The 12947-nt window shown below is 44.1% G+C and carries 7 protein-coding genes; all 7 read left to right on the top strand.

Going from position 1 to position 12947, the window contains the following annotated elements; all coding sequences use genetic code 11:
* The first annotated feature begins 204 nt into the window (after window positions 1–204).
* The 7 genes from ACRRU2_RS24845 (at window position 205) to ACRRU2_RS24815 (ending at window position 12650) form a co-directional block, all read left to right on the top strand.
* On the top strand, window positions 205–1776 hold the full coding sequence (locus tag ACRRU2_RS24845) for an extracellular solute-binding protein (RefSeq protein WP_432505823.1): 1572 nt from the start codon (window positions 205–207) through the stop codon (window positions 1774–1776).
* Window positions 1777–2049: 273 nt separating this feature from the next.
* On the top strand, window positions 2050–3018 hold the full coding sequence (locus ACRRU2_RS24840) for an ABC transporter permease (RefSeq protein ID WP_432505821.1): 969 nt from the start codon (window positions 2050–2052) through the stop codon (window positions 3016–3018).
* Between the two features lie 11 nt (window positions 3019–3029).
* On the top strand, window positions 3030–3905 hold the full coding sequence (locus ACRRU2_RS24835; RefSeq protein ID WP_432505819.1) for a carbohydrate ABC transporter permease: 876 nt from the start codon (window positions 3030–3032) through the stop codon (window positions 3903–3905).
* A 63-nt stretch (window positions 3906–3968) separates the two neighbouring features.
* Window positions 3969–5783: a sensor histidine kinase gene (locus ACRRU2_RS24830; protein WP_432505817.1), complete on the top strand. Its 1815-nt coding sequence runs from the start codon at window positions 3969–3971 to the stop codon at window positions 5781–5783.
* Window positions 5780–6868, top strand: a complete 1089-nt coding sequence (locus tag ACRRU2_RS24825; protein WP_432505815.1) for a response regulator transcription factor — start codon at window positions 5780–5782, stop codon at window positions 6866–6868. Before ACRRU2_RS24830 ends, ACRRU2_RS24825 begins: the two co-directional genes overlap by 4 nt.
* A gap of 27 nt (window positions 6869–6895) precedes the next feature.
* Window positions 6896–11242: a glycosyl hydrolase gene (locus ACRRU2_RS24820; protein ID WP_432505813.1), complete on the top strand. Its 4347-nt coding sequence runs from the start codon at window positions 6896–6898 to the stop codon at window positions 11240–11242.
* A gap of 685 nt (window positions 11243–11927) precedes the next feature.
* The gene (locus ACRRU2_RS24815; protein WP_331697893.1) at window positions 11928–12650 is read left to right on the top strand and encodes a TraR/DksA C4-type zinc finger protein; all 723 of its coding nucleotides are present in this window, start codon (window positions 11928–11930) and stop codon (window positions 12648–12650) included.
* Window positions 12651–12947 lie beyond the last annotated feature (297 nt).

The following is a 12947-nucleotide window of genomic DNA, read 5'->3' as shown; positions in this document are numbered from 1 at the left end:
AGCAGCTTTTTTCTTTGAAGGGGAAAGTTTTTGCATGATATCTGCCGATTAAATATCTGTATAAAACCCTACTAGATCAGTATTTGACCAACTGTGAAATGAGCTGGACGTTATTTATGATTATAAATAGAAGGAGCAAAACGTTACCAATCGCTCCGAACATAACAAGCTAGCATTAAAAACCTATACTGGGAGGTCTTTTCTTTGAAGAAATTGGTTAAAGTACCACTGCTGCTTTTGCTTTCGCTTATTTTTATCGTATCTGCTTGCGGGCAAGGAAGTAACATTAAAAACGGCAATCAGCCGTCAGCTGATTCGGGCTCCACACAGGCGCCTGCTTCTGATCAGCCGGCTGCCACCTCTAAGGAGCCGGCAAGCTTTACGATTTTTTTCTCTGACCATAACATTCCGATGCCTACTGGAAAATTAAAAGAGCTTGATGTAATCAAATATATGGCTGAAAAAACAAATGTCGATGTTAATCCGGTAGCCATTACACATTCCGGGTACGCTGAGCAGCTGAAGCTGAAAATTGCAAGCGGTGACATTCCAGATGTGCTTCAAACATGGGGGATTGCAGGCGATGAGACAGTAGCCAGCGGCAAAGCGCTCGTACTGAATGATCTGCTGAAGGAATATGGCCCGAATTTATTAGAAAGAATACCGCAATCCAGTTGGGATGCGGTAACCGTCCAAGGAAAAATTATGGGCATACCGCAGCCGACTGCAGCTGCTGCCGCCAAAATGATTTTTGTTCGCAAGGACTGGATGGATGCTTTGAATTTAGACATTCCAAAAACGTCAGATGAGTTCCTCGATATGCTGCGTGCATTCCGTGACAACGATCCTAACGGGAACAAGCAGAAGGATGAAATTCCGTTCTCGATGCGTGAAAATTTGAGCTGGGGCGATAACCTATTCGGCATGTTTGGTGTAAACCCTGATTCGACGATCATGTACGAGAATGAAATGATTCCTGGCATCATTCATCCAAATATGAAGCAGGCGTTGGCATTCTTTAAAAAAATGTATGAAGAAAAGCTGCTGGACATTGAGTTTTTAACAAATTCAAGCCAAATCTGGACACAGAAGATTAATTCCGATCTGGTTGGAGCATGGGTGCATAATTCGCAGAACGGCTATCATTGGAGAAATCAGCTGCTCGAGTTTTTGCCGGATAAAAAGACGGAAGTCATCGCGATTCCAACACCTCAAGGAGTAGGCTATGAAGGCCCGGTTGGCGTGAAGGAGACGGCTGTCAATAAAACATTTATTATTTTTGATACGGCGAAAAACCCGGAAGCGATCATCAGCATGTACGATTGGCTAATCTCTGACGAAGGGCAAATTTGGTCGGCGCTAGGCTTGGAGGGTCAAACCTATACGAAAAATGGCGACATTTATACTTATGATATGGAAGCCGACAAGGCCAAAAATTGGGATTGGCGCGGAGCAGCATTTGGGATTCATGGCTTTAGCGAGAAGGTAGAGAAAGCAAGGCAAGGTGAGGAAGGCTTCCAAGCAATGAAGCAAGGAATCGACGTGGCCCTGAAGGAAGGACTGCCTAATCCTACCGCTGCAATGCCTGTTCCGAAAGCTTACAATGACAATCCGGAGCTTAAAAACACAGGCTCGCTATGGCTGGAGGCCGCAACACTAATTATTCTTGGCGATAAGCCGCTCGACTACTTTGACGAGTTCGTAGCACAGTGGCGCAGCCAGGGCGGCAATGACGCAATTAAGGAAATGACCGATTGGTACAATGAAAATAAATAATAGAACGGTTAGACAAGTGTGAAAAGTAATGGGATCAGCACTGCTCCAGTGCTATCCCTGGACTTTATCACCTGATGAGAAATAGGAGAGTATCGATTAATTGTGGGCAACTATTGATAAGCAATAAGAAAGGGGAATGGAGAGCAAGATTGGGAATGGAGAAGCAACAGCGGTCGGAATCCCAAACTTGATCGCAGTAGCATCCCTTTCAATTGCTTGTTGCCTTATCTACAATTAATCGACAATCTCAATAGGGTGGAGAGGGGAGAAAGCATGGCTGAGCAGTACACTTTAGAACAGAATTCGCTGGCAGCTTCCAGTATGAACAAATCACGATTATCTTCATTTTTCAAATATGTGCTTCGTAACAAGCCGCTTTATATGATGTTAATACCAAGCTTTATCTTCTTTGTTGTATTTCGATATGTCCCCATTTTTGGCAGCGTCATCGCTTTTCAAGATTTTAATATATTCAAAGGAATATGGCAGAGCGATTGGGTTGGGCTTAAATGGTTTGATCAGCTGTTTTCTTATCCGCAGTTCAAAAGATTGCTGGTCAATACGTTGATTATTAGTTTTTACCAGCTGATTTTTTCCTTTCCGGCGCCGATTTTACTTGCATGCTTGCTGAATGAAGTGCGGTTATCTATATTCAAGCGCACTGTGCAGACAATTGTGTATTTGCCTCACTTTTTGTCCTGGACGATTGTATTCGGCTTTATCTACATGCTGTTATCGCCGCAGATGGGGATGGTTAATGGTATTATTGCTGATTTGGGCGGCGAAAAAATTCATTTTCTGCAAAATAACAGCTACATTCGCTCCATTATCGTTGGTGCAGGCATGTGGAAGGAAATGGGCTGGAATTCCATCATTTTTCTGGCGGCTATCGCAGGTATTAGTCCTTCCTTATATGAAGCGGCGCGCATGGATGGAGCGAATCGCTGGAAGCAGTTCGTTCACGTCACGTTCCCGGGCATCCTTCCGGCGTTTGTCATTTTGCTTTTATTGAAGGTGGGTCATGTGCTTGATTTAGGCTTTGAGCAAATATATATATTTTTGACCCCTGCCAATTATAACGTAGCTGACGTATTAGACACGTATACGTACCGGGCAGGCATTATGAACGGCCAGTACAGTCTGACGACCGCGATCGGATTTTTCAAATCGATTGTCGGGTTTATATTGTTGATTGCAGCTAATCAGATCAGCAAATGGTTGACAGATGAAGGATTGTACTAGGAGGTAAGAGGATGAATAAATTAATTGGAGCGAAAGCTTTCGATATTGCGAATATTATCTTTCTGTGTTTGATCAGCGCAATTGTAGTTATTCCGCTGCTGCATGTTATTTCCGGTTCGCTTAGCTCGACTTATGCACTTACCCATAACATGGTAAGAATTTGGCCGGTTAATATGAATCTGGATAATTATGCGCTTGTCATACGCAATACGTTGTTTTGGAATGCGCTTAAAATAACGCTGATTGTAGTAGTAGCGGGCACCATTATTAATTTGGCGCTTACAACGCTTACTGCCTATCCGTTGTCCAAGACTGATCTTAAAGGCCGGAAACCCTACATGCTGTTTATTATTTTCACAATGATTTTTAATGCTCCTGTTATCCCGATGTATTTGGTTGTTAAATCGATGGGAATGATGAATTCCATTTGGTCATTAATTATACCAGCGGCGATATCGGCCTTTAACCTGATTTTGTGCATTACCTTTTTTCGCGGGCTGCCCGAGGAGCTGTTCGATTCAGCCAAGGTAGACGGACTATCAGAGTATGGCATCGTCTGGCGGATAGCCGTTCCATTGTCGGCACCGATTATGGTAACCTTGCTGCTCTTTTATGCCGTAGGCCACTGGAATAACTATTATACACCGCTGCTGTATATAACGGATGCCAGTCTTCGGACATTGCAGCTTTACCTGTACGTATTGGTGGCCCAAAATAATACGACGGATGCACTAGCCGCGTCGGGCGGCTTGGACTTAATCGATACATCGCCGCAAGGTCTGCAGATGGCCACGATCGTTACCGCAACGCTTCCGATTGCGCTCGTCTACCCATTTTTGCAAAAGCATTTCATTAAGGGTGCACTGCTTGGCTCGGTGAAAGGTTAATCTTTACACAATCTCTTCCACGTACTAATCTTTAAAGAGCATGTGGAGAGGAGCATGAGGACATTGTTTAATAGAATTCGCTCAATTAGGAAGAAATTTATACTTATCCTGATCATAGTGATCTCGCTGGCAACGATTTCGATTGGATGGCTCGCCATTAATCAAATGTCCAAAAACATAAGAGTTGATGTGGAGCGATTCAGCAGCCAGATTCTGACGCAGGTGAATCTAAACATTGACCGATATTTCAATCAATATGAGCAAGGCGTTTTTCTGCTCGGCTCAAGCACGGAGTTTTCCAATTGGCTTCAGGCGGAGGTTGGCAAGACAGCTGATGTTGTGCTTCGCTTCCGCAGGGTAGAAGAAAAATATATTAATCCTTTGATTGCCAGTCATCCAGAAATAATGTCGGTTACCTTTCTTAACGAAAACGGCAATGAAATGCACTATTCCCGTTCTCCCGGCTTGAAAAAAGGCTATACAGCTATGAACGAGCCGGAGCTCCTGGATGTGCCTTTCTCCAGAAAGCTGTCCGCTTATATTAGAAATAGCAAAGATTATGTAAATGCCAACGGCGGGATTGAAGAGCTGCAGGTCATTACCTTGGTGAAAAAGCTGCGCTACGGCAATTCGAACGGATTTATTAAAATCGACATCTCCTTGCAGCCTACTTTGGCTATTTTAAATGAAATCCAGCTTGGAAAAACTGGCGTCGGATTTATCGCCAATGAAGATGGCGTCATAATGGCTCATCCGAATGAAGAGCTGATGATGACAAGCATGGATGACGAATGGAGGGAGCCTATTTTCAATCGCCCTTCAGGAGCATGGTTTCATCAATCAGCAGGCGAGATGGTCATATTTGAAACGATTCCCTATACTAATTGGAAAAGCGTCGCTGTCGTTCCTTATAAGGAGCTTGCTCAAAGTGTCTACCGGACTCGCGATTTGATCATTATGATTGTTGCTGCCAGCTTGATTGTTGCAACCTCGGTCGGAATCGCGCTCTCCTCCTCTATTACTAGCCGCATATTACGGTTAAGAAGGGTAATGTCGCAAACCCAAACAGGCAATTTGCAATCGCGGGTTGTACTGGAGGGGGATGACGAGCTCACGGATCTTGGCAGATCCTATAACAAAATGCTTGATCATCTGGAATCTTCTATCGTACAGCTGGCAGAAAGCAGGGGGCATCAGCAGGAGGCTGTTCTGTCTATTTTACAATCGCAAATTAATTCTCATTTTTTGTATAACGCATTGGAATCTATTAACTCGATGGCGACTCTAGCAAGCCATAAGGAGATTAGCAGCACGACCTTGTCGTTATCGAATATGCTGAGGTACACATCCAACTATCAGAACAACTGCGTTACGATTAACGATGAAATGAATCATTTGTTAGACTATCTGAACATTATGAGCACCTTGTATGAAGATGATATTACGTGGGAGCTTCATTGCCCCTCCGTGCTGGGAGAAGCGCCATGCTTAAAGGCTATCGTACAGCCTATTGTAGAAAATGCGATCAAGCATGGCGTTGAAACGACAGGGCAGGCTATCCATATTTGTGTGAGAGTGGAACATGACGCTTCCGATGGCATTATTCGCATTCTTATTTCAGATAATGGCACTGGCTTTAGTGCAGATCGGCTGGCAGATATCCGACAGCGCTTATCCGTAGCGGCTGAAGTCGATAATTACAAACGGCAGAAGTCATTAGGGCTGTCCAACGTACATTACAGACTTAGGATGTATTACAAGCCTGTCTGGGCTGGGTTGCAGGTTGGCAATTTGGAGCAGGGCGGCGCGCTGATCAAGTTAACATTTCCTTTTATACAAGATGAAAAGTCAGAAGCACAGGAGATGATCTCATTATGAATCGTGTACTTATTGTGGATAATTCACCTCTCATTCGCAGCAGCTTGAGCAAACAAGTGGAAGATAGAAATGATCAATTTCTAGTGGCGGGGACAGCTTCCAATGGCCAGCTTGCTTTGGATTGGCTGGATCAGCATTATGCAGACATTTGCATTACAGATGTCAGGATGCCTGTGATGGACGGGATTGAACTGCTCAGACAAATACGCCAACGATATCCATGGATGGTATGCATTATGGTGTCAAGCTATGATGAGTTCAGCTATGCAAAGGAAAGTATTCAGCTGGAAGCGGTAGATTACATCCTTAAGCCGATTGATCCTGATATTCTTCATGCTACGTTATTGAAATCGGATGCCAAGCTGCAGCAATCTCGCTACAATGCAGCGCATAAATTACTGCTTCAGCATTTGCCTAGTCATAGGGATCTGTTAACGAAATGGATGGATGCGATTAAAACAGTACAGCATGAGACAATGCCTTTATTAATCGTAGATGCTCTCGATACGCTTATGCAGTGGACACAAGGCAGGCATTATTTGCTGAATGCCCTGTCGATGGCGTGGCTTAATTTGCTTGCTGAGGAAATGAAGCTGGAAAACTTAGAAATCGCTTTGTTTGAAGGTGTTGATCGCGGGTTGGGAGAGCCTCTATTGGCTATTGATCAGGTCAGGCATTATTTCCGTTTGTGCGCGGTTCGCCGGCTTGAGGAAGGGGCGCAGTCTTTTTTGGAAATGGCCGGAAATGCGCTGGATCAGCCGAATCGAAAAGTAATCGAGCAAATGAAAGAGTTTTTGCAGCAGCATTATAAGGAAAAAATCAATTATCAGCAGCTGGCCGCATCCGTTATGCTGAGCCGCAACTATATGTCCGATTTGTTTAAACAGGAAACAGGAATGACCGTAGGCAGCTACACGGTCTATTTGCGTATGGAGGAGGCGAGACGCTTGCTTCAGAGCACCCTGCTCAAAACGTATGAGGTGGCTCATGAGGTTGGCTATGAGGATTATATTCATTTTGCCAAAGTGTATAAAAAGCATTTCGGATATAGTCCAATGGAGTATCGCAAAAAATTGGGCGTTTAATTATATAATCGATTGGAGATGTGGGTAATGAGTAGATGGCGTAAAAGTTTTGTATTTTTGATAGCGCTTACTTTTGTTTGGTCCAGCTGCATTCCAGTTACTGTTCAAGCAAAAAAGGATGAGCTGCAGGCTCATTGGGCTAAATCTGCCATGGATCGATGGGTATCAACGGGAATCATTAAAGGTTATAGCGATGGTGCCGTTAAGCCGAATAATCCTCTCTCTCTTGCCGAAGCTTTAACGATTATTAACCGTGTATTAGGCGGTCCTTTGCATACTGATGATGAGCTATTAGAAAATACTCCAATTGTAGATGTTCGCTCTGACGCTTGGTACTTTAGCGAGCTGCTGAAGGCACAGTCCTTAGGCTATGTACAAGGCTTTCCTACTGGGAGTCTAAAACCTGAACGCAAGGCGACAAGAGAAGAGGCCGCTATGCTGCTGGCTCAAGCATTTGAATTGCAGTACGCGCATTCCAGTTCAAGTGCAGCCTATCTAGATGCTTCTAAAATAAGCCTTTATGCTAAGTCAGCCTTGGAGGCTTTGTTGGCGGAAGGCGTATTGAATGGCTACGCGGATGGCTCACTCCGGCCTCATGCGGGCATTACGCGGGCTGAATTTATTACGATGCTTGACCGAATAGTCGAGGTATTGCTCTATCAGCCTGGACAATATTCGGATTTGCAAGTGACAGGCAATGCTGTTATTAATAAAGCGGGCGTTGCGCTTGCTAAATCCAGTATCGAGGGCAATCTTTATCTCACATCGGGCATAGGGGAAGGCGAGGCAGCATTAAACGATGTAAAGGTTGCTGGAAATGCGTTTATTGCCGGCGGGGGAGATCATTCTATTGTGTTTCGTCATTCGACGCTTAATAAAGCGGTCGTTAATAAACGCTCTCTACCCGTGCGCATAGTATCCAGTGACGAGACACGCATTGGTCAGCTTCTAATTGAAGGCAGCGATGTTCTTTTGGAAGGGGAGTATGAAGAGGTCTATACCGGTGCCAATAGTAAAGTAACTATCCTTCCAGGGGCAAGCATTAAGAAGCTAATCCTTGCTGGTGAGGCACAGGTTATCATTCAGAAAGCTGCTGTTATTGCGGAGCTGCTCGTGGAAGAAGCTGCTGAGGGAGCTGTTATTACGAGCGAAGGTACCATTAAGACGTCCTCCATTCTTGCTGGCATTGAGTTCAATGGCTCAGCTATAAAAGCTGGGCAGTCGTTGCTAGGAACTGCGTCGGGAATAATTAATAGTTTTACTCCTAGTCCCAACCCTAGCCCAAGTCCTAGCCCTAGCCCTACTCCTGAGCCGGAGCCTGATTATGTTATTGCTGAGTTTACATTCGACGAGGAACTGGAAGGCTGGGAGAGCAGAAGTCATTTTCAAGCAGGCTTCCCTGCTCCAACTATTGAGCATTCAACAGCAGTAGGCGGAGGCGCTCTGCAAATCAATGCGCAAATAACGGAAATATCAAAATGGCAGGACTTGAAGCTGTGGAGGTCTATCCCGGATATCGGGCAAGCGACTACCGTTACATTCGATGTCTACATGGATATGTCGCTGCTTGATCTTCAATTGTACGGGAATGTCAACATTAAGCCTTATATTGCGGTTGATCCGGGCTGGATCCGGTTTGGCCAAAATGATAGTGTGTCCAAGGTGAGTGAGCTTGAACGAGTAGTGGTAAACGGCAAGGAATATGGCAAGCTGCAGGTATACAGCAGGCTGGTTGGTGGTCATGAGGCCGGGGATATATTAAATGTCGTTTATACCTCCGATGGCCTTATGTATAACGGACCCATTTACATTGATAATATCAAGGTGTTGAATAAGCCTCTTGGCGGTGAGGAGGGTGAGGCTCCGGGCGTGCTGCCGGACAATAGCCAGCCATTGATCGATACACAAGACTTCGATAAGAGCCCGGTCAAGCTTGTAGATCGCAATGCGACGGCTGAGACCAGATCCTTGTTCGCCTATCTTACCAATATAAGCGGCAATAATCTTTTATTTGGGCATCAAAACTCTACGACACGCGGAGCAACGATTACGAAAAACAACGGGACACAATCTGATGTAAAAGATTCAGTGGGCGCTTTTCCAGCAGTATATGGCTGGGATACAAATTCCCTTGAGGGCTACGGCGAGCCGTATACGATAGAGTCTATGAGAGAGGTTATGAAGCTTGCCTACGAAAGAAATGGCATTATTACGTTGAGCTCCCATATGCCTAACTTCGTAAGCGGTGGTAATTTTAATGATAAAACGAGAGTGGTCGAGCATATATTGCCTGGCGGCAGCCATCATCAGCAGTATTTAGCTTTTCTTGATAATATTGCAGAGCTTGCGAGTGGCCTTGTTGATTCTGAGGGAACCTTAATCCCTGTTATTTTTAGACCCTTCCATGAGCATAACGGAAGCTGGTTCTGGTGGGGGGCTCAGCACGCAAAGAACGATGAATATATGAATATATATCGCTTTACCGTTGAGTATTTAAGAGATATCAAGCAGGTTCGAAACTTTTTGTACGCTTTTTCTCCAAATGGATTTTTCAATGGCGACCCGGAACAGTATTTATACCGCTATCCTGGCGATGAGTATGTGGATGTGCTTGGCTTTGATATTTATGACAGCAGCTATAATCAGCTTTTTAGAGATCAGCTCGTCCAAGATTCACGTATGCTTTCGCAATTGGCTGAGGAAAAAGGAAAAATCGCCGCGATTACGGAGCTGGGGGTTAGCAATGGTCATAGCTTAAGCGGTAATCCGAATCTGAATTGGTGGACGGATTGGTTGAATGATTTAAAGGCCGACGAGGGGGCAAAGCGTATCGCTTATGCCTTGACCTGGACGAACAGTGCGGCTAATTCCTTCTGGGTACCATTCCGAAACCACCCTCTATACGGGAACCATGAAATGCTGGACGATTTTATTTCATTTTACAATGATGATTTCACTGCATTCGGTGATCGTTTAACAGGAGTCTACAACCTTGATGTTCAGGCTGATTCTGCAGCAGACCCTTACTTCTATGTCGTAAGCCCGACAAATAATAAAATAGTAAAAGGACCGATTACAATAAGAGCGGGTGCTTACCATGCTCCTGTAGCAAGTGTAGCCTATTCGATTAATAGTGGGCCAGAGCAGCTAATGAACTTGAATCCGTTAACCGGCTATTACGAAGCGGAGTGGATTCCTGCCGCAGAACATAATGGACAAACGGTAACGATTAATGTAAAAGCAAGCTTTACGAATGGTGCCGTTCTAGAGCGTCAATTGCAGGCTACTATATTAATGGAGTCAATTGTAAAGGAACTGGACTTTGCTGATCCAACTGATGCAAACTGGTTTTCGAACGGCGGAACCTATAAAGCCGGGTTTGGCGTACCGGCGATGCAGCATAATGCGCAGCTTGAAGCGCTGCAGCTGAATGCTGACATAAGCGGAAGCAATATTAATGAAGCATGGCAGGAGCTGAAGGTGAAGGTAGAACAAATTCAAAGCCTTGTTCCTCTGGCTAATGTGAATAAAGTTAAATTTGATATTTTGATCCCGACAAAGGAGCTTTCGCCAACACTAAATCAGACAGGGGTTACTTTAATGCCGAATATTTACTTGTTCCCTACTACATCCATAAAATATGGAACAACAAATGCCAAGCCACTTTTGTCCGATTTGCCAAGAGTAACGCTGAGTGGGGAGCAGTTTGCCAAGCATTCGGTAAGCATCGAGATGAAAGGAACGGATAAGGATTCCGCAACTGCGATGGTATTCGCTATCGTATTTAAAAAGCTGGAATACACGGGACCCATTTATCTAGATAATATTCAGTTTATTTATACACCTGAGGAGGCTCTAAGAGATCCGAGCGTGCTAGATAATTTTGAAAATTTTGACGGCGACAACAGTCTTTTGCGTGAAGTGTATACAAATGCCGGAGATGTGAGCAAAATATCATTAGTAGAAGCTCCGAAGCACAGCGGCAGCTATGCGATGAAATTTGATTATCAATTAGCTTCTAATGGGTATACAGGCGTTATCAAAACGTATGGAAATGCTGATTGGAGCGTCTACAGCAAGCTGAAATTCTGGTATAAGCCGGATGATTCAGGGCAAAAGCTTGTTGTCCAAATTAGAGCGAATGGCATTCCATTCGAGATCTATCCATCGCTTCTCGGTACAGAAGAACAATTGGTCGAAATTCCGTTTAGTGAATTCCATCCAGCGCCGCATGCGCCTAATCAGTCTGCCGTGCTGGATGCAGCCGCTTTGAAAAAGGTAGAACGGTTCGGGATTTACGTGAACGCTGCAAGCCCTGGGTTTACGGGAAGCGGGACGCTTTACTTTGATGATATACGGCTGACAGTTGACTAAAAATTTGATTACTTATTTTTAGGGGACCCTTAGGGGTCCTTTTTAAAAATTCCAAAAATTTATCCATTAACATTCGTAGTGTAGATCCAGGAAGTGAGTCTTGATTGTAGTTGGTTAAACCAGTGATATGCTGCTGGTGCTGTGTTTTACGAGTGACGAAACAGACTCGGAATGACAAGCTAGAATAGATATGAAAAAAATGTAATCTATGTATGAATGAATCCTGCATAAGTACATGATTTTTCTGATGCCAAAGCTAGTTTGGAGTAAACTCCTGCGAAAATACAGGATTTTTATCATTTTCAGCAAAAAAGTGCTTGATTGTACATATCTCCTGTATAATCGCATCATTTTTGTAATTACGGAACAAATATGGAAAATATGATGTATTTCTGCATCGTTATTTTAAGTCAGCTGCTGTATATTCTCGGTTTTGGATGACAGGGTCGTTTTTCTTGAAATATTGGAAAGTATTAGTTTCACCCTACTTGTGCCTATATTTCATTGGTAAACGCGCCTTTCCAAAGGACGGTGAAGCCGTTTATCCTTGATTGGCGTGTAGTTCGTATTCAAAGTATGCTTCTTTAACAACTTTCTCATTCCCTCACTTTCCCATAATGAAAAAAAGCGTTGCAGCAAAAGCTAACAGCGATATCGAAATTTTCCGCAAAGGTTGGTGCTGCTTATGGTTGCTCCATCAGAAAATCAGCTTGCTATGCTTCGCAGTCGATTGGAAAGAGAGCGCAAGCAAATTGAAGAACAATTGGTTAATAACGAACATTATGGGTTAGGTGAAGCCTTAAAGGAAACGACGGGAGAGCTTTCTCCGATCGACAATCATCCAGCCGATTTGGCTACCGAGCTTTTTGAGCGAGGCAAGGATATTGCATTGGGTGAGAAAAAGGAGCATCAGCTTCAGCGGATCGAAGCCGCGCTAAATGCGATAGATGATGGAACTTATGGAAGCTGTGCCACATGCGGCAAGCCAATTCCACAGGAACGGCTTGAAGCGCTGCCTTACACGATTTATTGTGTGGATCATGCTCCTCGCGACCTTATATCCGATCGGCGTCCTGTAGAGGAAGATATTATGAGACCTGCATTTGGCCGAACAAGCATGGATGAGCAAGAGGTAGCCGGTTTTGATGGCGAGGATACATGGCAGATCGTTGAACAGTGGGGAAATTCAGATTCTCCTGCTATGTCTGAAAATCGAGACGTTGAGGATTATGAACATGTTGGAATCGAAGCGCTAGAAAATGACGGCTATGTTGAAGCACTTGAAAGTTTTCTTGCGACAGATATAACCGGCCGTCATGTTTCTTTTGTCCGCAACCGAGAATATGAGCAGTATTTGGACAGAGGCGAAGGGGATAGCAGCTTGGAGGATTTTGAGAATTTCGAGTAAGTTATAATTCGAGAATAAAAATACTCAAGTTAAGCTTCACACGGGTTTATTGCGTGTGGAGCTTTTTAATTTTCGGAAAATAAACAAAATATATAAAGAAGCTGAGCGTTATGTTAAAAAAGTAATAGAAAAATAACCAGCAAGCTATAGCTGGAGGTTCGGTAGCCTAAACTTGATCGCAGTGCCGCCGTTCTATTGTTTGTTAAAAGTTACATGGTACGTTGATAGCGAAAAATGAGGACAGACGTTCCGCTATTGCGTGAAAAGTGGCTCTTTTCAAGAGGCTAAGTGACAGAC

This window comes from Paenibacillus sp. GXUN7292, assembly GCF_050864975.1.
Lineage (GTDB): Bacteria > Bacillota > Bacilli > Paenibacillales > Paenibacillaceae > Pristimantibacillus.
The sequence above is the reverse complement of the archived record's forward strand: the minus strand, read 5'-3'. Positions and strand labels throughout refer to the sequence as shown.